The organism is Atlantibacter hermannii (genome assembly GCF_009907385.1).
Classification (GTDB): domain Bacteria; phylum Pseudomonadota; class Gammaproteobacteria; order Enterobacterales; family Enterobacteriaceae; genus Atlantibacter; species Atlantibacter hermannii_A.
Genome location: NZ_JAAATR010000007.1, coordinates 19,881 through 41,984, shown reverse-complemented (window position 1 = coordinate 41,984; position 22,104 = coordinate 19,881). Strand labels below are relative to the sequence as shown.

General features: G+C 45.1%; 32 protein-coding genes and 1 pseudogene. 29 read left to right on the top strand and 4 right to left on the bottom strand.

From position 1 onward, the window contains the following. The first annotated feature begins 40 nt into the window (after positions 1–40). From GV764_RS02905 to GV764_RS22045, 29 genes and pseudogenes are all read left to right on the top strand, one after another. On the top strand, positions 41–367 hold the full coding sequence (locus GV764_RS02905; RefSeq protein WP_000556022.1) for a hypothetical protein: 327 nt from the start codon (positions 41–43) through the stop codon (positions 365–367). A gap of 65 nt (positions 368–432) precedes the next feature. Then, the gene (locus GV764_RS02900) at positions 433–690 is read left to right on the top strand and encodes a hypothetical protein (RefSeq protein WP_001052325.1); all 258 of its coding nucleotides are present in this window, start codon (positions 433–435) and stop codon (positions 688–690) included. Between the two features lie 229 nt (positions 691–919). Continuing rightward, positions 920–1,711 (top strand): hypothetical protein, encoded by a 792-nt coding sequence (locus tag GV764_RS02895; RefSeq protein WP_000774871.1) that lies wholly within the window; start codon positions 920–922, stop codon positions 1,709–1,711. Positions 1,712–1,761: 50 nt separating this feature from the next. Next, positions 1,762–2,211, top strand: coding sequence for a hypothetical protein (locus GV764_RS02890; RefSeq protein WP_000182312.1), 450 nt, complete (start codon positions 1,762–1,764; stop codon positions 2,209–2,211). Positions 2,212–2,376: 165 nt separating this feature from the next. Next, on the top strand, positions 2,377–4,761 hold the full coding sequence (locus tag GV764_RS02885) for a phosphoadenosine phosphosulfate reductase domain-containing protein (RefSeq protein ID WP_000469469.1): 2,385 nt from the start codon (positions 2,377–2,379) through the stop codon (positions 4,759–4,761). Between the two features lie 249 nt (positions 4,762–5,010). Further along, positions 5,011–5,250 (top strand): hypothetical protein, encoded by a 240-nt coding sequence (locus GV764_RS02880; protein WP_001180999.1) that lies wholly within the window; start codon positions 5,011–5,013, stop codon positions 5,248–5,250. A 62-nt stretch (positions 5,251–5,312) separates the two neighbouring features. Further along, positions 5,313–5,624 (top strand): hypothetical protein, encoded by a 312-nt coding sequence (locus GV764_RS02875; RefSeq protein WP_000172888.1) that lies wholly within the window; start codon positions 5,313–5,315, stop codon positions 5,622–5,624. Continuing rightward, positions 5,621–5,815 (top strand): hypothetical protein, encoded by a 195-nt coding sequence (locus GV764_RS02870; RefSeq protein ID WP_000159617.1) that lies wholly within the window; start codon positions 5,621–5,623, stop codon positions 5,813–5,815. Before GV764_RS02875 ends, GV764_RS02870 begins: the two co-directional genes overlap by 4 nt. Positions 5,816–5,869: 54 nt before the next feature. Continuing rightward, a complete protein-coding gene (locus GV764_RS02865; protein ID WP_000241452.1) occupies positions 5,870–6,403 on the top strand; it encodes an HNH endonuclease in 534 nt (177 codons plus the stop codon). Between the two features lie 110 nt (positions 6,404–6,513). Further along, the gene (locus GV764_RS02860; protein ID WP_001371923.1) at positions 6,514–7,125 is read left to right on the top strand and encodes a DUF6012 family protein; all 612 of its coding nucleotides are present in this window, start codon (positions 6,514–6,516) and stop codon (positions 7,123–7,125) included. A 76-nt stretch (positions 7,126–7,201) separates the two neighbouring features. Then, positions 7,202–7,333 (top strand): hypothetical protein, encoded by a 132-nt coding sequence (locus tag GV764_RS22220; protein WP_001371936.1) that lies wholly within the window; start codon positions 7,202–7,204, stop codon positions 7,331–7,333. Between the two features lie 362 nt (positions 7,334–7,695). Further along, the gene (locus tag GV764_RS02850; protein ID WP_000368643.1) at positions 7,696–8,505 is read left to right on the top strand and encodes a toxic anion resistance protein; all 810 of its coding nucleotides are present in this window, start codon (positions 7,696–7,698) and stop codon (positions 8,503–8,505) included. Beyond that, the gene (locus GV764_RS02845; protein WP_236651746.1) at positions 8,502–9,476 is read left to right on the top strand and encodes a toxic anion resistance protein; all 975 of its coding nucleotides are present in this window, start codon (positions 8,502–8,504) and stop codon (positions 9,474–9,476) included. The genes GV764_RS02850 and GV764_RS02845 overlap by 4 nt, the downstream gene beginning before the upstream one ends. A gap of 152 nt (positions 9,477–9,628) precedes the next feature. Continuing rightward, on the top strand, positions 9,629–10,891 hold the full coding sequence (locus GV764_RS02840) for an IS1380-like element ISEcp1 family transposase (protein WP_000608644.1): 1,263 nt from the start codon (positions 9,629–9,631) through the stop codon (positions 10,889–10,891). A 195-nt stretch (positions 10,892–11,086) separates the two neighbouring features. Next, on the top strand, positions 11,087–11,275 hold the full coding sequence (locus tag GV764_RS02835) for a toxic anion resistance protein (RefSeq protein ID WP_310823215.1): 189 nt from the start codon (positions 11,087–11,089) through the stop codon (positions 11,273–11,275). Continuing rightward, positions 11,265–12,158, top strand: a complete 894-nt coding sequence (locus tag GV764_RS02830; RefSeq protein WP_000252081.1) for a hypothetical protein — start codon at positions 11,265–11,267, stop codon at positions 12,156–12,158. Before GV764_RS02835 ends, GV764_RS02830 begins: the two co-directional genes overlap by 11 nt. Before the next feature lie 174 nt (positions 12,159–12,332). Continuing rightward, complete coding sequence (locus GV764_RS02825; protein WP_000336109.1) at positions 12,333–12,560, top strand: hypothetical protein; 228 nt, start codon at positions 12,333–12,335, stop codon at positions 12,558–12,560. Between the two features lie 178 nt (positions 12,561–12,738). After that, the gene (locus tag GV764_RS02820; RefSeq protein ID WP_000071366.1) at positions 12,739–13,059 is read left to right on the top strand and encodes a hypothetical protein; all 321 of its coding nucleotides are present in this window, start codon (positions 12,739–12,741) and stop codon (positions 13,057–13,059) included. A 516-nt stretch (positions 13,060–13,575) separates the two neighbouring features. Continuing rightward, positions 13,576–13,887, top strand: coding sequence for a DUF957 domain-containing protein (locus tag GV764_RS02815; RefSeq protein ID WP_001165367.1), 312 nt, complete (start codon positions 13,576–13,578; stop codon positions 13,885–13,887). A 4-nt stretch (positions 13,888–13,891) separates the two neighbouring features. Then, positions 13,892–14,383, top strand: a complete 492-nt coding sequence (locus GV764_RS02810) for a DUF3085 domain-containing protein (RefSeq protein WP_001371932.1) — start codon at positions 13,892–13,894, stop codon at positions 14,381–14,383. Between the two features lie 552 nt (positions 14,384–14,935). Further along, positions 14,936–15,139 (top strand): hypothetical protein, encoded by a 204-nt coding sequence (locus tag GV764_RS02805; RefSeq protein ID WP_000781547.1) that lies wholly within the window; start codon positions 14,936–14,938, stop codon positions 15,137–15,139. 54 nt (positions 15,140–15,193) lie between these two features. Further along, positions 15,194–15,418 carry a hypothetical protein gene (locus GV764_RS02800; protein WP_000551490.1) on the top strand — a complete coding sequence of 75 codons (225 nt, stop codon included), beginning with the start codon at positions 15,194–15,196 and terminating at the stop codon, positions 15,416–15,418. A 39-nt stretch (positions 15,419–15,457) separates the two neighbouring features. Continuing rightward, positions 15,458–15,658, top strand: coding sequence for a hypothetical protein (locus GV764_RS02795; protein WP_000814953.1), 201 nt, complete (start codon positions 15,458–15,460; stop codon positions 15,656–15,658). A gap of 222 nt (positions 15,659–15,880) precedes the next feature. Next, complete coding sequence (locus GV764_RS02790) at positions 15,881–16,192, top strand: hypothetical protein (protein ID WP_000633161.1); 312 nt, start codon at positions 15,881–15,883, stop codon at positions 16,190–16,192. A gap of 53 nt (positions 16,193–16,245) precedes the next feature. Then, complete coding sequence (locus tag GV764_RS21950; protein ID WP_000802040.1) at positions 16,246–16,422, top strand: hypothetical protein; 177 nt, start codon at positions 16,246–16,248, stop codon at positions 16,420–16,422. A gap of 145 nt (positions 16,423–16,567) precedes the next feature. Beyond that, complete coding sequence (locus tag GV764_RS02785) at positions 16,568–16,849, top strand: hypothetical protein (protein WP_000703842.1); 282 nt, start codon at positions 16,568–16,570, stop codon at positions 16,847–16,849. Positions 16,850–17,065: 216 nt separating this feature from the next. Then, the gene (locus tag GV764_RS02780; protein WP_000137794.1) at positions 17,066–17,671 is read left to right on the top strand and encodes a hypothetical protein; all 606 of its coding nucleotides are present in this window, start codon (positions 17,066–17,068) and stop codon (positions 17,669–17,671) included. A gap of 335 nt (positions 17,672–18,006) precedes the next feature. After that, positions 18,007–18,117 (top strand): annotated as a pseudogene (locus tag GV764_RS22050) (DUF5431 family protein); the annotation flags it as partial. After that, positions 18,065–18,184 (top strand): type I toxin-antitoxin system Hok family toxin, encoded by a 120-nt coding sequence (locus GV764_RS22045; protein WP_223152483.1) that lies wholly within the window; start codon positions 18,065–18,067, stop codon positions 18,182–18,184. The pseudogene GV764_RS22050 and the gene GV764_RS22045, both read left to right, overlap by 53 nt. 608 nt (positions 18,185–18,792) lie before the next feature. Here GV764_RS22045 and GV764_RS02770 read toward each other — a convergent pair. The 4 genes from GV764_RS02770 to GV764_RS02755 all read right to left on the bottom strand — a co-directional run bounded on the left by GV764_RS02770 (position 18,793) and on the right by GV764_RS02755 (position 21,697). Further along, positions 18,793–19,113, bottom strand: a complete 321-nt coding sequence (locus GV764_RS02770) for a hypothetical protein (RefSeq protein ID WP_000332796.1) — start codon at positions 19,111–19,113, stop codon at positions 18,793–18,795. A gap of 531 nt (positions 19,114–19,644) precedes the next feature. Beyond that, entirely contained in the window at positions 19,645–19,995 is a 351-nt protein-coding gene (locus GV764_RS02765; protein WP_000743059.1) for a hypothetical protein, read from the bottom strand. Between the two features lie 59 nt (positions 19,996–20,054). Next, positions 20,055–20,657: a hypothetical protein gene (locus GV764_RS02760; RefSeq protein WP_224222681.1), complete on the bottom strand. Its 603-nt coding sequence runs from the start codon at positions 20,655–20,657 to the stop codon at positions 20,055–20,057. A 95-nt stretch (positions 20,658–20,752) separates the two neighbouring features. Continuing rightward, positions 20,753–21,697, bottom strand: a complete 945-nt coding sequence (locus tag GV764_RS02755) for a DUF5417 domain-containing protein (protein ID WP_000778029.1) — start codon at positions 21,695–21,697, stop codon at positions 20,753–20,755. Between the last annotated feature and the right edge of the window lie 407 nt (positions 21,698–22,104).

Sequence of the window (22,104 nt, the reverse complement as noted above, 5' to 3'; positions counted from 1 at the left end):
ATTTACTTACGGTAAATCTTTTGAAAACGAGGTAAATGGCATGCATTCTCAGGATCCTATCACGAAATTAACCCAGACGTTGCAACGCGACGATGGTTCTCAGGTTCGTATTGTAGCGCAGCGGGGATATGGAAGTGGGCTTACAGCCTCGCTTGATGTGTACGTTCTCCGTCGTGATTCCTCTGAAAGCAACTGGTCACTGTGCGGAAAAGATCCTCACCCAGAGTGGAGAAAGATGTCAGTAGATGAGTATCAGAAATTTGGACGCTCTGAAATGCTGCGTTATGCCACACCAGGTGAAATTCTCAGGGTGGCATCCGCTATTGGCCAGCCAATGAGCTTCCTCGATGGCAACCCTGCGTTTTAGCCCGAACCCTGGCGACGCCTTTTAAACCGGCGTCATTCTTTTTACGAGCAACAGACGGAGAAAAAATGAATCTGAACGAACGAAGCACGAGCGCAGCAACGCCAGATTTGAGCCGACTTTATCTCATTTCCGGGCGCATTATGTTTGATGATGATGATCAGGCCTACCTGGTCGAAGCCGACTCCCCTGGTGATGCAGAGGAGGCTTTCCGGCATCATATTGCTGACAGTGCCGACGACTTAGAAAAGGTGATTATAGTTTCCTCTACAAGTTTCGCTTCAGCTCACAGCAGTCGCGTAATTTGTCGGCCTGCCGTGAAGTAATTTCAACTTCCAATGATATTTCCCTCTTTATAAAAGCCGCCGTCTGGCGGTTTTTATTTGCAAAAATGAATATTAATCCTGAATGATATTAATTTAAGATGAGGTAGTGTTCATATTCTTCTTCTTAATATTTTTTCTAAAAAAACGCCTTCAGGTTATTAGTTGGTATTAGTGTATTTGTTATGATCTTCTCATCAAATACATTAATTAAATAATCAAGGAGTCAACTGTGGCAGATAATTATACTCAGGCGTCGTTTATTATTCCCTGCACTCAGGAGCAGGCAAAAATGGCACAAGAAGCAATCACATTCGTTACCGAAGCAGAAATTGCAGAAGGTGAGCGTTTGCTTGATAAGCCACTGACAGATTGTTCTCTGACTGAGAAGCTGATCCTCAGTATTATCGAGAACCACCCTGAGTATGACCCTTCTGAGCCGAGCTTTGGGCAACCATCCTGCCCAGACTGCAATTATGAACTGTTGTTCGCAACAGAAGTTACCAGCAGTGGGCTGGCAGTTTTTCATGGAGAGACCATTGATCTTGACCATGCAATTTGCCTCACAACTGCCGTGCTGTCGGTATTCGACCTCTCGGAAATGGTAACAATTACTGCTGCATTTACATGCAGTAAAAGCCGGACAGATGAATTTGGGGGTATGACTATTCTGGTCACAAAGGATACCCACTATTACCAGGATGGCTGTCAGTTTTCTCGTCTCATGAATGAGGCTCACAAAGCCGGTATCCAGTATGCTCTGTGTAAAGTGACGCATTACCACGGTGAGAGCAGCTATGTGGCAAGCTATGTCCTGAGCTGCGACGTAGCGGATTCAGCCCAGGAGGTCGTTAACAAACGACTGAAGGCATGTGCCGGAAAAGAGCCAGAAGACGGAATCTATATTCTGTGTGAAGAAGACAACACTAGTCTTTCGGTCGAACTCGTTACAGAACTGTCTCCGCTCGATTACGACAAGCTGAGCAAGCTTCTCCCTTCCCTTGACACCCTTTGCGGCGCTTAAGCCTGCCAATTACCGTAGCCACCGGTTTCCCCGGTGGCCTGGAGCCTGCCATGACCAATAAATTCATAGTTTCTACCGTTGATTGTATCAATGAATTTGCAAGTGACGTTCCGCAGAGTGTTTCCTTACGGATAGATACAATGCTTGAACAGCGTATCCGCAAATTGGCGGCATACGTGAAAGAAAACGATCTTCATTTAACTGAGTTTTACTTCTATGACGCTAACTGGTCATTTTGTGGTGAAGATGAAATTCAAGAAATAAAAGACATGGATGAATATAAGCATAGCGACAGCATAAAGCAGGAAGCGATGCTGCGGGAAGTAATGCCATCAGCACGTACGGAATGCCCGGTTATTAGGGTGATGAAAGATTCATTTCAGCTTTCAGCTCTACCACGCCATTGTGGTGATGACATGACTCTTAACACTCCTTTTATTCCGCTGTCTGAGTTGAAAACAAATAATACGGCATTTATTACGCCGCCAACCTATAACTAATAGCTGTGCCGGGTGATTAAATTACAATGGATTATTTTTATATATATTGACATTAAATCCGCGTGATTTTGATTTAATATAATTTCGCTAAATGGTTGCGCTGTAGTTATTTTAAAGTTCTAATAATATCAGTGATGCAGCATATACCGTGGTTCAGGAAAATATATGTTTATTGAAAAAAGCGACTCATTCCTTGAATTATCCTCAGAAGTTATTTTTCCTGAGGCGGCTAATGCTGCCATTTTGAAACATGATAAATGGGCGGATGTTTGGGAGACCCTGACAACCGATGCCGATCTGAACTATACCGATGAAAAGGAGACTGTGAGTCTTTCTTCTCTGGTCATGTCAGCCACATCTGCTATTTATCAGGCTATTACGGACGGCTGGACAATGTGCGTGGGATACAGTGGCGGCAAAGACTCCCATTCTCTTCTGCACCTGTTTCTGATGGCATTGATCAGGGCAGTACGTAACGGCACAAATATCAGCGAACATCATTTCATTCAGATGTCCGATACGCTGATCGAAAACCCTGAGATGCACTATCAGGCTTCACAGGTTCTCAACCAGCTCAGAATGTTCATTGCTGAACACCAGCTACCGGTCACAGTCCTTGTCGCCCGACCGTCTCTTACGCAGAGCTGGGTCGGCCGCATTCTGACTGGGCGCGGACTTCCGACCTGGACTAATTCTTCTACCCGACAGTGCTCAACCGACTACAAAATCGCGCCCCTGCGCCAGGCCAAAGCTCGTTACCTGAAAAACGCCCCGGCATCCGTTCGAAGCAGGGTATGCCTGATGCTGGGCTCCAGGGATGATGAAAGTGCCCGAAGGGCCGGAAATATCCTCAAAATGGGAGGGCAGGCGAGGAAAGTAACCCTGACTGAGCACGGTGGTGAACTCTATCCGGTAAAGGAGTGGCGCACTCAGGACATCTGGTCTTTTCTGATGGCCTGTGGTTCCGAATCACGCTTCCCTTTACCAAGCTTTATGCCGGATAACTTCAGCCTGGCAACGCTTTATAAAGACGCCACCGGGGAGTGTATCTGGTCGCCGGAGAAACCCACTCGAACATCAGCTTGTGGGGCTCGATATGGGTGCTCGCTTTGCACAGCAGTAGGGGTTGACCATTCAATGGAAACGCTCCTTCGAACTGACCCGGAGAAATACGGTTATCAGGCTGGCCTGAGTCGTCTTCAGCGATTTCTTTCTAAGATCCAGTACGACTGGAGCCTGCGGGATTATATCGGTCGTAAAGTGTTCGAAGGCGGATATGTGCGTCTTCAACCCAATATCTTTTCTTCGTCCCTGACTGAACGTCTTTTTCATGCCTGTTGCAGCCTTGATTATGTTGAAGCAAGACGTGCGGCAGAGCATCGCAGAAAGCTACTTTCCGGCGAGGTTGACGATACGGCTTATAACCGTCGTATGGCTGAGCCACAATTTCGGCTTGTACAGGAAGCAAACGTGATCCACGTTGATTTCCTCTGGTCGTTGCACTGTTTCAACCCTCGCCCGTTTCGGGCAATTGAGATCTATCGCAGGGTCTGGGAAGAGGCCGATCTGGACCTTCTTGAGGATGAGCCTGACATGCAGCCTGTGCCCCGTACACCAATGCCAGCTCCACTCTGGATGAAACTGCCCGGAGGCCGGTTCGGTACAGCTTATGATGGACTGACTGATACGTTGCCGCTGATGACCTATTTTGACGGGCAGGCTGACCCCAGGGCTTCACGTAGCCTAAAGACCGGAGAGAGCAGTTCTGTCGTCGTGGCATTCGAGGAAGAGGATGAGCTGACTGTTGAAGAAGATACGGCGTCCTGGATTATCTGGCATGAATACGACGGGTTACGCCAGCGCATCGCTGACGGTGAGTTTACTCCAACGACTGCTGCTCAGTATCTTCTTCGTTATGGCGCGGTCCGAATTTCAAAAGGCAAGGGCGCTGTCTATCATCGTCTCGCACAACGGGGACAAACCTTTTCCCGCCTGGGGATAGGCGACAGAGTGTCGCTTCCAGAGCTGGTTGCCAGTCGGCGTTTTAAAATACTCAGTGATTCTGCATACCGTCAGGTTGTAGCCCGGAAATTGCGTGGACAGATAAAAAAGTTCAGATTCTGGGCATGCGTAGCTGCCTGTGTTCAGTTGCACGTACACAACAAGACGGCACTCGGAGAAAGAATTTTAACGTTACTCGAAGGTGAGAGGGAACAGCAACAAGGTGCGATCCAGGCGAAGCTGAAGGCGGGAATGATGGATGCAGTTCTAACTCTGTGTAACCAGCGACTCCGGGTGAAAGAAAATACTAACCAGCCAGAGGAGTTCCGCTATTACCGTGCCGTAAGAGCTCGTTTCATGCGCCATTTATCTGAATGCCTTAAGCCAGAAAATGGCGGCGTTATCCGTGACGTTATCTGGGAACTGAGGGTGCTGAGCAGTGCTCACGGTACGACCAAAACAGGTTTTTACTATGTCGATAGCAATCGCCCGACAGCGAAAGGACTGTTAAACCGCCTTCTGATGAGGATGGTCAAGCAGGTCGTATAAGCGTCTGAAACGCGAAACACACGAAAATGGAGGGGTTATACAAAAAAAACTTAGCTTTGATCGTGATGTAATGTGGACATCATGTCCAAGCGTTGCTGCATCCAGAAAAGTAACTTTAATCCTGTTGATACAGCCCTTGCATTACCTGTTTACGCATAGCGTGGAAACGTTCTAATTAAACCAGACGAATATAAATTTAAATTAATTCACTCACCCCCGGAATCGGGGAACTAAACAAAAGGATCATCAATGCAAAATCAAAATACACCCGCTCAGGAAAAACACACCGTATACCTTTTTAATGCCGAACATGCTGACAAGACAGCCGCCAAGCAAGCCGGGAAACTCTTCACGCTGGACATTGAACACCCAATGACCCTCAACGATCTCTCGCTGCTGTGTGAGTCGGTCGCGGACGCTGTGGGAGCACCTGGCGGAATTAAATATGAAATCACAACAGAGCCTAATGGGGTTCAGGAGGAATACTGAATCAGTGTGGTGTGAGTCCATTTTAATTTGACGTTTCATGAGTTCTATCGAGAGGCTGAAGTATGACTTTGAAAATGGAAAGTTCCCGGACTTCCAAGCCTGAGGGGCCATTTGTATTAATCACTTTTGAGGGGGACGAATTTCTTTTTGATGACAGACATAATGTCGTCAAGATAAATGGCAGGCCTAAAAAAATGGATGTAAAGCGAAATTATTTTGAGTCCGATCTGGGAGAAGGGAAAGCGAAATACTGGACTTTAAATATCGAAGAGGCTCATCGGTTCAATTCGATTGATGAAGCGACAGAACAACTTTGTAAACTGAGTCGCCCTCATCTGATCAAAATTCGCAAAGTTGAGGGGGTATCTGAATGACCAAAGAGATGTTTTTACGCATTTTAAATGAGGCACAGGCTCGTGTGGATAACGATTCGCTTCCGCTTGATGTTCGTATCCGGTCACGCACCACGGTAAATGATTGCGTCATCCGGGCAGATAAAGAGGGGTGGCCTATTGAGTATAAACAGAAGGTCTGGGTAGATGCAGTCAGTGGCTGTTATCTTTAGCGGTTACTTAAGCCAGTTCCTGTGCCCGTGAGCTTAGTAAAGGCGGAAAATGATATGGTCAAGGTGATAAATATCAACGGGAATTTAGTTGAATTACCTGAGCCCTCAGCAAAGTTATCCAAAGCTGAATCACCTGATGGTAGGTTCTCAAAACCTAAAAATAAGATCTCTAAAATACAGCGAGCTGAGCTGCGAATGAAATTTGGGGGGCGTTGTGCCTATTGTGGTTGCAAGCTTCCTGAAAAAGGGTGGCATGCCGATCATGTTGAGCCTGTTCGACGCGACTTTGAACTGGTGAGAGCCCCTGTCGGCAGCGGCGTAACTCATGTTGCCCGAAGTACGGGTAAGGTTATGCACCCTGAACTGCATGCTATAGAAAACTTATTTCCATCATGCGCCCCCTGCAACCTTTTTAAAGGAGCTTTTAGTGTTGAAGGAATGAGAAAAGAAATTACCAAACAGGTTGAACGGGCTCGCGCATATAGCGTGAATTTCCGTACCGCAGAACGTTTTGGGTTGCTTCATATTGTAGAAAAACCGGTCGTCTTCTGGTTTGAGCAGTATAACGAACAGAAACAAAACGAATAATTTCTGTGAAACATAAAAGAAGTTAATCAGCAGTGGTTTACTAATTAAAGAGTGATTTAAATATTTTGATGCTGCTGAGGAGCTGCCTGGTATATCCTTCAAAGGAGAAAATGATGTATCTGCATCTTGTGCCCCGTATTCTTCACCATATGAAAAACAAGTGTACTCTCGTGTCAGTTTCTGTACCTGAATTGTCACTTGAGCTTAAAGCTGATTCGCTGGTGGCAATGAAACCTTATCCCAACAAGTCCTACCACGTTGTCATGTTGAAGGGGCGACGTGCATTAAATGGCTTTCTGGTAAAAAGCCCACGGACTTTAACTGAGTTCACAATGATAACAATCTGGGAAATTGAAGGCTTTGGAAAAATTAGTCATACCGTAAAAACGCTCGTTCAGGACAAAGACTATGACTTGGTCTCCCATGATGTCCTTTTGGCACATGCATACCATCAGAGGGAGGAAGAATTGGGGTACCGTGTACATCCATCCTATGACAGTCTAGCTCCCGTCGATTTTGAACCAACAATGCAGTCAAGGTACATAAAGGAATCCGATCTTTCCCACGACGTATGGGAAACCTATTCATGGGGGGAATTGCTGCGTTCGCGTGAAGAGACATTTCTGGCGATGACCATGTCATCTGCTCGTTTAAGCCATCCAGCATTCATCAGAGGAAACCGACTTCCTCAAACTGACCAGGCCATCATTATCAGTTCGTAACGACCTTTTATTCTTTTTGATGCCAGGCGAGTCTCCTTTTGCCTGGCCACTTTGATTTATTGCCTGGGAGTAACCTATGGATGAGCAAGATATTCTCCGCGTTATAAACGGCCGTGAGATTGATGCTTCTGACCTCCTGGAAGAAGCTATGCCGAACGCAGCCCGACGCTTTTATCGTTTAACTAACAGCATGAACAAATTGCTTTAGGAGGTCAGGGAGCACTTTCCTGACGCGATGTATTACTCTGCCAGCGGAACGGTAAGCCTGCTGTTGGGGAGCAGCCACGACAACAATGACCATCCGGTTAGAGAAATGGTCGCTGTAAGGTCACCAGATCTAAACATTGAAGGCGGTGATTGGTAGGTCAAGCAGGGGATCTATGTGCACTTCATGTCCTAACTTCATCCAGTGCTGAATTCAGTGCACAGACAGTAGGGGACTTCTCCTTTAATCAGAATGGCAAAGGGTTACGTGAGGATCAGATTCTATTTTTTTGCCTCGAAAACGGATAAACCCAGGTTTTGGCGCTTTAACCGAAAAATCAGCAGAACGGTAAATGATAGGCTGTCATGGATAACCATTTTGAGGCAAAAATGAACGTTTCAACTGACAGCAGCAACATATCGATAGCAGAACTCAAAGAAGAATTTATACCCGGTCTTCTGCTTAATGCTGGGGCAATAAGCCATTACGGCGACTCGGCTTTATCTTCGAAGGCTATGGATAAGTATTCAAATCTTCTGGAGAAAGACGCAGTTACCGCTTTATCAGGAGCCTTGAACCGTATCGTAAGTGCCTTAGCGGAGGCAGATCCACGTTCTATCAGTAGCAATCCATCCTGGTTTTCCCGCTTTACGGGCAAACACCTTGAAAAGCGCGTTCGTTACCAACACGCACGTGAGAAGGTGGAAAATCTTATTAATGAGGGGAACGGATATCTGACACATGTGAATGAGACGCTACTGGCTTTAGAAGAGCTGCTTGAAACATATGTGTCAGAAATCAAACGCCTTAAAATTTTTATCCAGGCAGGCCATGAGTTCCTTAGGGATTCTACCGAAGAAAAAAATAGTGACGATCTAAGCCTTGTCTTCGATAAACCGAGGGAAAGATTTGCCAGACGTTTAGCTAACCTGGCAACACTGCTTGCGTCTCATGAAATGGCCGCCATGCAGATGGAAATCACTCGCGGGACTTGTATAGATATTGCTGACCGCTTTAACGAAACTATAAAAGTCCTGGTTCCAGTATGGCGGCAACACACACTTTCGCTGTTATCAGTAAATAACACTGACCCTACGATTGTTAGAAAAGCTAATCAGGCCCACGAGGCTCTTCTAAAAAGCCTGCGACAAAATTTAGAGGGATTCCAAAAATGATTAATAATTTGACCACCAAAACTGAGGTTGTTGCTTTTACTTTGACTTCCGCTGAACTGGAAAAGTTCGGGCTGAATGAGCAAGATGAACAAGAGATTAAAGCCGTCGCGGAATGCATTAATGCCGATGATCCAGGAACAGTTTATCGTTTTGGCCGGGCAATGGGGGAAAACACTGCTAATTATGCGGATAGCCTGCTTGAGCAAATTCGCAATAAAGATTTAGACGAAGCCGGGAGCAAATTAACTGAAATTATCAACCTTGCAAGAAATGTAAACATCTCGAACTTAACTGAAAGTCGTTCAAATCTGCCAGTTATTGGCCCTTTGTTGGATAAAATCCGCACCCGTGGGAAGAATTTCGCCGCACAGTTTGAATCAACTCGTGAACAAATCGATGCTCTGGTTTCAGAGGTTTCAGTTACACAGAATAGCCTCGGTTCTAATAATATTTCGCTCCAGCAAATGTTTGATGAAGTCGTTAAAGAACACCACTTAACAGGTGTACATATTGCTGCCGGTAAATTAAGGCTGGGAGAATTACAATTAAAAGCAGAAAATCTCAGAGCTAATGTTGGTAACAATCCTGCTAAGTTCCAGGAAGTATCTGATCTGGATACGCTAATTGCTAATTTAGAAAAACGTATTGGCGATTTAGTTGTTTCTCAGCAGTCTGCTATGCAAGTATTGCCAATGGTACGGATTATACAGGCAAATAACCAAAGTCTTATCGACAAGTTTCATAGCGTCAAAGAGGTTACTGTCCCTAATTTCAAGCGTCAGTTTCTGTTAGCCATTTCTCTAAATGGACAGCGTAACGCTGTAAATCTTGCCAATGATATCGATAATGCCAACAATGAGTTACTCCGTAGTAATGCAAAATTACTGCATCGCAATGCAGTAGAAACTATGAAAGCAAACCAACGGCTGGTTATTGACCTAGATTCTACGTCAGTACTTCAAAAAGCATAATCAAAGCCTTGATAAATATGCATTCCTTCGAAATTCAGCTTTCACCCATTGGGTGAAAGAAAAGTGCTCAAAAATATGTTAAATTATCAGCTTTTATGACTCGATATATGGTAAAATAATAGTAAGAAAAGTAGTAAAAAGGGGTTCTAATTATGATTAATAAAATTGATTTCAAAGCTAAGAATCTAACATCAAATGCAGGTCTTTTTCTGCTCCTTGAGAATGCAAAAAGCAATGGGATTTTTGATTTTATTGAAAATGACCTCGTATTTGATAATGACTCAACAAATAAAATCAAGATGAATCATATAAAGACCATGCTCTGCGGTCACTTCATTGGCATTGATAAGTTAGAACGTCTAAAGCTACTTCAAAATGATCCCCTCGTCAACGAGTTTGATATTTCCGTAAAAGAACCTGAAACAGTGTCACGGTTTCTAGGAAACTTCAACTTCAAGACAACCCAAATGTTTAGAGACATTAATTTTAAAGTCTTTAAAAAACTGCTCACTAAAAGTAAATTGACATCCATTACGATTGATATTGATAGTAGTGTAATTAACGTAGAAGGTCATCAAGAAGGTGCGTCAAAAGGATATAATCCTAAGAAACTGGGAAACCGATGCTACAATATCCAATTTGCATTTTGCGACGAATTAAAAGCATATGTTACCGGATTTGTAAGAAGTGGCAATACTTACACTGCAAACGGTGCTGCGGAAATGATCAAAGAAATTGTTGCTAACATCAAATCAGACGATTTAGAAATTTTATTTCGAATGGATAGTGGCTACTTTGATGAAAAAATTATCGAAACGATAGAATCTCTTGGATGCAAATATTTAATTAAAGCCAAAAGTTATTCTACACTCACCTCACAAGCAACGAATTCATCAATTGTATTCGTTAAAGGAGAAGAAGGTAGAGAAACTACAGAACTGTATACAAAATTAGTTAAATGGGAAAAAGACAGAAGATTTGTCGTATCTCGCGTACTGAAACCAGAAAAAGAAAGAGCACAATTATCACTTTTAGAAGGTTCCGAATACGACTACTTTTTCTTTGTAACAAATACTACCTTGCTTTCTGAAAAAGTAGTTATATACTATGAAAAGCGTGGTAATGCTGAAAACTATATCAAAGAAGCCAAATACGACATGGCGGTGGGTCATCTCTTGCTAAAGTCATTTTGGGCGAATGAAGCCGTGTTTCAAATGATGATGCTTTCATATAACCTATTTTTGTTGTTCAAGTTTGATTCCTTGGACTCTTCAGAATACAGACAGCAAATAAAGACCTTTCGTTTGAAGTATGTATTTCTTGCAGCAAAAATAATCAAAACCGCAAGATATGTAATCATGAAGTTGTCGGAAAACTATCCGTACAAGGGAGTGTATGAAAAATGTCTGGTATAATAAGAATATCATCAATAAAATTGAGTGTTGCTCTGTGGATAACTTGCAGAGTTTATTAAGTATCATTGCAGCAAAGATGAAATCAATGATTTATCAAAAATGATTGAAAGGTGGTTGTAAATAATGTTACAATGTGTGAGAAGCAGTCTAAATTCTTCGTGAAATAGTGATTTTTGAAGCTAATAAAAAACACACGTGGAATTTAGGATTGATATAAGCACCCTTAAAGAGGTGCAGGATACGCTTATCCAGACGGTTGGCGATGTTGTTAAAATCCAGAGAGAAGGGGCTATTAAGCTCAGGGAAACAGAAAAACAGGTTCTTGCCATGCGTGAGAATTTGCGCACCCGACTGACACAAAAAGGGGTAGATCATGGTGCGTAACCTTAAGAGTAGTGACGATTTTTCCCGTGAACTGTCATTTCTTTTTCACCGGTCTATAAAGATTAGAAATTCAGGTTTCGCGATATTTGGTGCGGGCCTGCTGATAATGATTTTTGGTCTTTGCTTGTGGTTGCTGTCATTACACCTCTCACCTTCAGTTCTGGACTTTGATATTGATGTGCCCTTGTCATTCTTCAATTCATCTGAAGGTGAAGATAAGTTAGTGGTTTCGGATTTTGGCGATGCATTTGGAGGCTTCCTAACTACATATTCTAAGTTGCTATTAGGGATTATGGGGCTATTAGTAGTTTCTTCAACTGCCTTTAAAATTTTAAAGGGGGAGGAAATAGGTGAGATATTCCCGATGCTTCTAATTGCTGGCGCTTTTCTTATCGGCTTGTCAGTTTTTACATCTGCTTTAGGTTCGGAAGAGACTGATGCCACTTCAGCTTCGACTGTAAAGGTTATCAAGAAATATGTAAAACATGAAAAATACGATAAACTTGTCGCATATTTAAATGATAGTAATTGGCCCTCAGGCGAAGAGGTATCTGTAAACTATTTAAAGGCGCAACTACATATAAAACTCGGCAAGCCAGATGTGAAGTTAACACAGAATGTTGTTAGGGCGTATATGTCTGGTGTATTACAGTCAAATATTCCCGTGAAAGTTCGTTATGCATTGGAAAAGACAGCTTTAGATAAATCCGTCTCACCACTTGCGATTCGTTATGAGCAAAAACGTATGTCTAAATCACATACCTTTTCAAAAGCGTCGGTTAATTGTCTTAAAGTAGGTAGTCCCGTCGCATTCGTTGGCGTTTTGTTCGCTCTTCTTGGTATAAAAATCAGGCGGCGAGTCAGATTCTTAGAATCAAATTGAATGAAAGCCCGGTACGCTGGGCTTTTTTATTCAGTAACTTTTATCAAATATGTAGTAATTTACCGGAATCTGCTTCTCCAGCTTGTTAGCTGAAAAGCTTACTCAAGTATAATAATCTACTTCTGATTATGTTTTTTATGGTTTTATTTTTACACAACTTATTAAGGATACATGATGTGTAACTTTACTCCTGTTCAAATTATTGCTGATTATATACTGAGGTTTCTTAAAAATAATACTGATGCCAAGCTTTATGAGGCAATGCAGCGTCTTGAAAAGAAAATTGGTCAGTTTGTCGCTGATGGGGTTGATGAACATCAATTACGCTCTTCATTAAGCAAAGTCTGTCGATCTCGTTCCAGGGCGGCTCTTAAAGAGGAGTGTGAACAACTCATTCCATAAAAAGAACATCATACGGGAAAGTTACTTTAACGGTGAATGGCTCGCTTCTGGCGGTTTAAGTTGACGGCCATTCCTACCATAGCCATCATAAAGTATGATTAGCATTCGAGTGTGGCACTACTAATTTTAATGGGCTACGCATTCAGTCTCCACCTCTCTAACTATAAAGGTTCTTTTCATGTCCAATAGCTTCGATAAGCCGCAAACGCTCCCGGTACATAATTCTGATGCCGAACCCTTTTTTCCGAAAAACCTTGGTCCATTTATCGAGCAGGTATCCGGAAGGGATCTGGCAATGCTCACAGAATCAGAGAAGGAAAAACTTGCGCACCTGATCAGAACTGGGCGTAAATATGGAGTTTCTGTCGCTATCGTTCCTGATACAGATTCTGCTGAGCTTCATGAATTACTGTCTAATGCCGATTCCATTGAAAGGCAGTTTTCCATCTATGAACGCATCCAGACGAAGATTGCGTTCACGCGGTGTCAGGAAGCATAAACAAAGTGAGAAATACAACTACGTGGTATGACGTAGAACATATTGAAATCACCACAGGCGAGCGAGGCGGCAGGATATGGGTGCTGAAGCTCTCCTGTGGCCATACAGTATTTCGCCGAATACCTCCTATACGTCTTCATAACCTCACAGCTTTTTCTCTGCGGGAGCCCCCAGAAAAATGTCGGTGCTCTCTTTGCAATTCAAGTCCATAATAAAGCCTTTTTAAAGGCCACAAACTGCATATCACTGGATAAATCATCCTCTACAGCGTTCATTCTTAAACGCAAAATTTATATTTCATTCATTCTATTTTAAAAGCGTTATAAAAGACGGAATCCTATTTAGTCTGTTTGATGCTTAAATCATCTTCAGTGCCTTTTATCTTTTACCCAGCGACTTTAACATTAACCTGAGCAGAAAACTTGTTTTCAAACTAAGTTCGAAAACTTTCTGCTCAGGTTATTAGCCGGGTAAGCCACTTTGTTATATTTGTTTCATGTTAACAGAGGAGGCGATATGCAAATTGAAAAGGTGATGTCATTACTTGAAGTGCTTTCAAGCTGGCTTGAAGATAACATCAATATGGATTCTGAAATTATCTTTGATAATGACGAAGATAATACCAACTCAGAAATTCTGTATCCTGCTGTAGAAAAGGCTAATGCCGTTTTGCGCAAAATGGCATCTTTATCTTCAGATTCTGTTCATGCAATTCGACAGCGCTTGCAGCTTGCCGTAGAAGGCAAAGCTGAATTGTCCCTCAAGGATGTGGGAGAGCTTCTGCTGGCAACAAAGTATCTGATGTTGTCCACTGAAGAGGGAGAGTAAGCCTGTGACCACTCTCGTATTTGAAATGGCAGATATCAATAAACTGATCGAAGAAATTCGCACCGCAAAAACGTTTTCGGTCACCCCAGATCAGATCTATGACCCGGCATGCTATCCGGGGGGAGCCCTCCTTAACGCTGAGGGACAGACTGAAGAAGAGGCGCGTAAAGCTGGTAGGGTTTTCTTTCCCTCATCCTCAAAAATTGCCAGCACACATCTGGTGCCAAAAGTGCTTCTCGCGCACAGTCATGGTGTATACCTGATCACTAATGCTGAGCTTGAGGGCTCTCCCGCATCCCGCGATACTGTGGCTTACGCCCAGGGGATGAATCCAAAACTGGATGAGGACTGGGATTACGCTTGTGATGCCGCTTTGGGTGGGTCTGATTGTAGCTATACCATTCCCGTTGAGTGGCTGGAGTTAGCGGTAGAGCAGGGTTTTCAGGAGTTTCGACTTCGAATGAGTGAAACCAATATCAAACTTGTCAGCAAATAGTATGTCCTTGCTGTATCCAGTCAAACATTGTCCGCCAGTCGAGCTGCTGGCGGATTGTTTTATATAAGGCCGGGAAGGTATGTCAGGTTTAAGCAGTTCCGCCCAGAAGCTTACAAGGGCGCAGATTTACGTGTTAAGACGGATGGCATCCGGCACGATCTATGATATCTCTGGCAATTTCAGACGGGCCAGAGAACGGCGTACGTTTATGGGGAATCCTGATGATGTGACGTGCAGGAGCTCTCCGGTCCTGTTCCGGCTGGGCCTCGTGGAGTTATGCCAGCCAGTAAGGCATCTGGAGCCAGGTTTATACTATCGGCTCAAGTTGAGCTCCTCAGGGCATGAAGCTCTTAAGGCGAACGCACACCTCTAACATTTGAGATAGTTCGTTCGCAGCCAGGAAAGTAACTTTCATCTCAAGTGTGACCCTTACTACCTCATTTATGAGTAAAACCCCCCTCTGATATGTCGAAAATGCTCATTTATACGAAAATAGTTTCTCTTCAGGTGTGATGTAATTACTGAGAATTCTCCCTGAATGGAAGGCAACCGATGAAAATGTTTTTTACCCCTTATGTTCGTATCGTTTTCTATTTTTGCGCATTGATTTTTATTGTTTACAGTTTCAGTGATTTTTTCCAGGGCGTCCCTGACAGCACCTTCTTCAGTGCGGTCATCACGCTACTTGTTATCGGAACCATTGTTGCCCGGCATCTGGATCGCAAAAAATCTCTCAAATATACTTCACAGATTTAAGTTTCCACTCAGGCCACTCTCGGGTGGCTTTTATAATTTAATAAGGACCGGTTCATGCATAACCACGAAATTCAGACCATTGCTATATTTAGTGCCCAGTATAAAAACATCGAAGATGCTGAAAATGCAGGTGCTTTATATTCAGTAGATATTGAATATCCGATGACACTAAATGATTTATCGCGGCTTTGCGACTCTATTGCCGAAGCAGTAGGTGTGCCTGGCGGCGTCAAATACCAGTTCGTGTCCCAGCCGGAAGCGCATGAAACCAGCTTCTGATAACCAGTAACCAAACTGCCTAAAAGCAGGTGCAAAGCCATGAAACAAACAAAGTCTTCTATGTCACGTATTGTGCAGCTGTACGACGGGAGCCGATACGGAAACTGCGAGCAGGCTGATAACGAAGGAGAGCTTTTTACGGTGGTGTTGAATAAGCCTTCGCAGATCGATGACATCCGTAAAATCGTAGACACAACCGCCGAAGTACTTGGCAAAGCTTTGCCAGTACTCCTCTTTTAAAGCTTACATCCGTGAAGGATAATTACGGTCTTACTACTTTCAGTTTTTCATTCCAGTGCCGTCCATTTTAATTTATCGATTTTAAGCGGTCGGCGCTATTTCATTGTTTCTTTTCCGACTGTAATTCCTTATATATAGGAATATTTCAAAGAATTTATCTCAGGTTATTTGTGGCGTGGTGCCAGTTGTTATAATGATTCCACATAATCTGGAGAGTCAATCATGATCACATCTCTAATGAATTTCCGCGATTTAACCGGAGAGGCAGTCATCCAGGCGCGGCAATGCGTTATTAATGCTGAGATCGAAGCGGCCCGGGAAAAGGTAATTCATGCTCGTTCGTTATTCAAAGCGGGTATACATAATGTTGTAAACGGTAGTTCTGGCATTAAGGCTGCGGCAGCACATTTTCTGGTGATAAAACGTTTACAGACTGACACTCGGTATCTGGACGCGGTTATCACTGATAACCTTTGCATGTTTTCTCCTGAGGGTTATCTGTATCTGTTTATGCAACAACGTTATTTCCTATAAAACAATGGGTTAGGTAAGTATCTTTCCATTAAAAACATTAAAAAGGTGACTTGATGAAACCATTTGGACTTGCCGGAAAACCCCGGCCCGAACCTTGCGGCTGCTGCTGGTATACCCGTGAGGACTGCCCTTACGTCAGCGCAAAACAGATCTATCGCCGCAGGCAGCGCAAGGCAGAACGCCAGCGTCAGCGCAGCACCATTGTGATGGCCGTTTCTGAATTTCGCTGACCTCTTCTGGAAATATCATTTTTTCTCCAGAAGAATTTTAAAATAAAGGGAAATCTTTTCACGGGTATCTGATGTTTATTGTTTATGGTAAATTGCGCCACATTAATTGTTTGTGGCGCAGTTCGTGATGGCTTAAGGATATAATATGAAAATCAGCCAGCTGGAATCCGGGATGCAGGTTTGGTCTGTAACCCGTACCAAAATGGGAAATACCACCATTTCAACGGTCATTGTCCACCCCGTTGTCATTATTGAAATTCATGATAACCATGTGATTGCTCGCTGGAACGGCAATGCACCACGTCGGTTTGGAGAAACGGCTATCAGGGGCTGGAAGAAGGAGAAGCCACTGCTTGTCCGTGAGCCTTTCGGAAATGTTCGTCTGGCCACCCGGGCTGAAAAAACCGCTATGCAGGAAAAAGAGTAATACCCCCTTTTAGCACCCACAATTTCACCGTCCATCTGCCTTTAACCTTGCCTGTTATTAACGGAATCCTTTCTGACTGGGCGGATCCCACGCATAACCTGAACTGTTGGCTAACCGTCTTACAGCCAAATTCCCTCCTTTATCTGGCAGGAGTGCGTCCGTGAGCTCTGTATGATCTACGTGTTTGTTAAGTAGAGCACATAACAGGAGTGGGGTATGACTGAATTAAATAAAAGCCCGTCCGGTTTTTCCGGAGCTGATGTCAGTAAAGAACAGGCTGCCATAAGGGCACTTGTAGAAAGAGTAGTGACCAACTATCGCAGCCGGACAGCACCTGATCGGGTTCAAAAGGCTTCGGTAGCGTTTAATGGGGGATTAATCCTGACCCTGATGCTGGCCTTGACGCTATTGGGCTACCTTGTGGCGGAATTGCTCAGGGGGTATGTTGCGGATAGTTCACCCTATGTGCCCGGTCTAAGTTATTCGCAATTTTCGATGCTTATGGTCGTTGAGCTGTGTCTATGCTTTCTTGCATGGTTTTTGGTTGTCACAGGGGACTATCCCCGGCCGTGGATATTTCAGGTAGTCCCGATGGAGCAGTACTGGTTCTTTGACGAAGTGGATGACGACGATCTTGCCCGGCTTTCCTGTAACCCTTACATCAAGCGCTGGCTACTTGATGAAATGTCCGGTATTCATCGACTGACCTACACGAGGCTGCATGATCGACTGGAGCGCATCTGTAATATTGCATCCCATCTCGAATACAGCCGTATTCAGGCACATAAGATTTCCCTAATCAACGGAAGCAGTGCCTCCTGATCCTACCATTGCATCCGGAAATTAAACGGGCAGGAACTGCACTGTATGTTCCGACCCAGCAGCTGCCCGTTACCCTTTTCTTTAGTATAAAATGACTTTCGCCGACAACCGGAAGTGAATCATGTCAAATAAATGAAAAATCAGTAATTTATGTAGGCGGGGTGTTTGGCTGATCAGGGCAGGGTGGTATAATAACGCTGGTGCTGGAGGCTTTTGCCCCAGCCAGCGGTAACACTGTTTGACTGTGGTAAAAGCAGAAAGCCCCGAGTAATTTTTCAATTAACCCGAGGCCCCTGTATGCTAGTCACATTCAGAGTAGCCTCTTGCCTGCTTAAATGCAAGGAGAAGAAGGCCATGAAAATGCCGAACCAACCCATTGTTTTGTGCATATTAATAGTTTGTTTAACGCTGTTGATATTCACCTGGCTCACACGAAACTCGCTTTGCGAGTTGCGGATGAAAGACGGAACAAGGGAGGTATCTGCTATCCTGGCCTACGAATCCGGTAAGTAGCTGACAAAGAGGGGGGCAACCCCCTCTTTTCGGGGTGTGGATTAGTATGCCATCGGCACCTTTTGAAAGGGTTTCTCCAGTCGGGGAAACCCTTTTTTCCTCCCGTCTTGTGGCATATAGCCTTTTGTATAAATCAAGAACCAGACCCAAAGAGTCCCACTTCACGCAAACCGTTCAAAAGCCTTAGCGTAATCCAGTCGGGAAAAATTTCACCGGTGCTCGTCCGGGCACGTACCGGAAACAATGGACTTCTCACTGGTCGGTAGCTCATAGAACGTAGCCATTGCGGTCAGTCCTTATTCTGTACCCAGTAGAGTTTTATGGCCGTCTGGCAAATCGTTCAAACATTGTCATTTCTGTTCTCGCTGCATCCGGTCAAATGATACGGTGAATTCAGCTCATGGGCATTCGCATCGCAGTCTACGAAGGCACCAGAAGTTTGAGGATGTTACGCAAAGAACAGTTATCAGGTTTGCTGGTGGGCGTAATGCCTACCTCTACTTTACTTCATAGGGATTCTTCTGCGGGGAAGCAAGAATTGACTCAACGTTGTCCGGTCGTACCAGATTTGTCGCGGAAAGCGCCTTTTTGTGAGGGGGGCCGCAGCGCTAAACCTTTTCCTGGAACGACATGAAGGACAGCAGAGCGTCCGCCCTGGAGGACAGCTCAATACAGTCTCCACGCTGCGGTTCTATCTCTTCGTCAATGGTTTCATTGTACCAAATACGCAGCCGCCATCCCTTCGCAGGGAAAGCGCTCTGCATCGCCAGGACCATCCCCTCCGGCGACAGCAGTTCTCGACAGAGGTAGCAGGCCCCGATCCGGGTTGAATCCCGCAGCCACATTACGGGATACTCTTTAACCAGTTGGTCATACACGCATTCTGCCATATGAAAGTAATTTTCGTCAGCCCTGCAAAAATCACACATTCGATTTCCTTAAATGGTGTTCATCGAGATAATTCAGAAAGTTGATTCGCCAAACTACGGGGCATTTCTTTAATGGCGGAGCTTTACATCACTATTTCTGTCATTTTCAAATCCGCCGGATACAGCAATAATTGCACCGAACAGCGGTTTGAACTGCAATGCATCCGTAGGGTATGCGACAATAATAAGGCTCTTCCCGTACTCTTAAAAATGGAAGAGTTTAAAACCCATACTGCTGGGATGAGCGAAGCACGGTACATTATGCCAGCGTATAAGGGCCGTCATAACTTGTTTTTTTCTAGAACACGGCGAAGTTTTCTTACCTGGGAAGCTGTGGAAAGCGTACCGGTTCGGGGATGGCATGCGCTTGCCTTTTCACCTGGTTTGAGTACATAGGCTAATGCCAGCTCGTTCAGAGCCGCCTCAGCTTTCAACAGGGCCTCAATGGCCGTGTTCAGGTATACAGTTCGGCTCTCATGGTTCATCAGGATTTTCCTCACAAGGGTAAAAATGACAGGCGATACCTGCCGTTTACCCTTTGTCTCCGTTAAGAATGGCATCACGGCAGGCTTCCCAGATTACCTGGGCATTAGCATCACACTCCACGAACCCGCCGCACTGATCGTATATCACCTGGTATACCTCAGGGGGAATCTTCCCAGGCGCAACCGGAGTTGAGCGTTTGCCTTTATGAATCTCATCTGCGGTATCACAGACAGCGTCGAGATGCCGCGACATCCACTCAGATAATTTCAGACCCTCTCGATTTGCCTGTTTTACATAGCGAACCTTTCTGGAAACCGTAGATCGCATCTGAATCTGTGTCACAGCTGGCACATCTTCTTTCATGGCATTCTGTAATGCAGCTTTGGGCTTTTTCATGTTCATGGTTGCTTTAAATTATTCTGGAGTTCGTCTGATATAAATGCTGACGTGATCTGTCAGCGTCGCTTAAATAGTTTATCGCCTTCCGCCAGTTCGCCGTTGAGCTGTTCAATCACGCTCCAGATGAGCCGATCATCCGGCGTTGAGCCTGCACACACTTTCACGACCGCCACGGGTCTAAATTCTTCAGGGTCTGCCTGCCCGGAGGTGAAGAGCCTGCTCTCAATCCAGTGGGCCCCCTCTGTGCAGCAGTGGCAACTGGTTTCAGGTGGTTCATCCAGACCGTCCACTCCACAGGCTGAGCAGGTGAACAGTTTGCGAGACCCACCAGCCAGTGGCGTATCGCAAGCTGCTGGAAGTGCGCCAGCATTGCGCCAGTACAGCACATGATTTGAATCGTAGCAGTGTCCATGAAGCAGAAGCGAAACGCCGCAACTGCGAGTTTCAATGGCTTTGCCTGTGCCAAGGTATTGCCCGATCTCGTCCCATACGTCCACTAAGGTGTCAGGCAGCGGACGCGTAACAGGGAACTTAGCGCAGTCGTCCGGGGTGCCTTTAATGCAGCAGAGGGCCGAATACGCAAGCTCCTGCATTTCGTAGGAGTACTGACCACATACCACGCGTTCCAGTTTGTCGATTAGTTGTTCTTTATTCATCATACTCAGCCTTATTAAACAAATTCATTACGCCACTGGCACCATCTGGCCGGAGCAGACTGCGGCCCGGTAGTAGAGCCGCAGGGGGTGTCGCTGGACTAACAGGTGCTCAGTGAGTCCCGCACTTCCTCATGACTGGTCATTTTCAGAAGAAGCTTTCCAGGGCAGCGTGGTTCCGCCTGTGAACGGGTGACGTCTTCGTTGATTGCCTGGATATGAGCAGATTCAACGGTCCGACGCTGTACGACATGGTTGCTCAGGTTGAATTCGCACTGGAGCCTTCTGGCATCAGAATCCGCGTTCATTGCAATACGTTCATCAAAGCGGCGGTTCATTCGCAGAGCCTCTTCGTGAGCTGCATCAACAAGGGTGCGTCTGGTGACATAGTCGTTACCAGCAAAAAACGATAGCTGAGCGTGTTCCGAAGAGTAGTCGGAGCTTCCCTTACAACGGGCAATCGCGGCTTCAGAGTGCAGGATTAATGAACTCAACCGTGAACAGACGTCATTGATGGTGCCGGTTTTCAGACAGTCGTGGATAAGTGTCCAGGCGGAAATGCTCAGCGGGCGGCTGGTGATCACATAGGGATTGTAATGATCAACCGTTACGATAGTACGCAGTGAATGAAGCGATTCGGACTGCGTACGTAAGTCACGGCGAACAGTACATGCCACCGAGGCAACATCTTTACATTCTTTGTCGGACATCGAGTCCAGTACGCGGATCTCCACCTCTGCCGCCTTTGAGGCGATATGCGCACTAATCTCACCCTTAAGACGTTTGTAGTCAGCCTTGAAGCTTCCCACGCTGTCAATATCGATCCAGTAACCACAGCTGTAACCAGCATTACCAAACTCGTCATCTTTCTCATAGTTCGGACAGCCGTCATTGCTCCAGCCAGCTTTTTCCAGCAGCTCGTCAATAGCGACCAGCTCAGCCATTGGTGCATGTTCGATAATGAAATAATGGACACGGCCCCAGGCATATGCGCGTGAACGGCCATCAACAGAAGTATCAGAAGTCGTCTGACGGGAAAGTTTCATGAGGTACTCCAGTTCTGCCCGGTACCGCCGGGGCGGTGGTGCGAAAGCCGCACCATGAATGACACTATGATCCTCCTAACTTCTATTGTCAATACAATTGAAGTGGCGTTGTATTTATTCATTATTTGGACCCGGCTCGTACGGAACGACCGTCGGGACTTGCCAATTATTCTGCGGTGAGCAGGGGGAAGGGAACATCCCACCGCTTGTTTCAAGATGTACAGCCAAGGAGGGCGCAGAATGCCTGACAGAATCATCGTGCAGCGGTAGCGAAAGACCTGACAAACGGGAAAAGTATCCTTTTATTCCAAAGCCAACCTCAGCTTTTAATGTCGCCAGTACGTTTCTTAAACATGCCAAATCGGTCTCTTATACGGCCGGATGGGCCCGATGAAAACGATAAAATG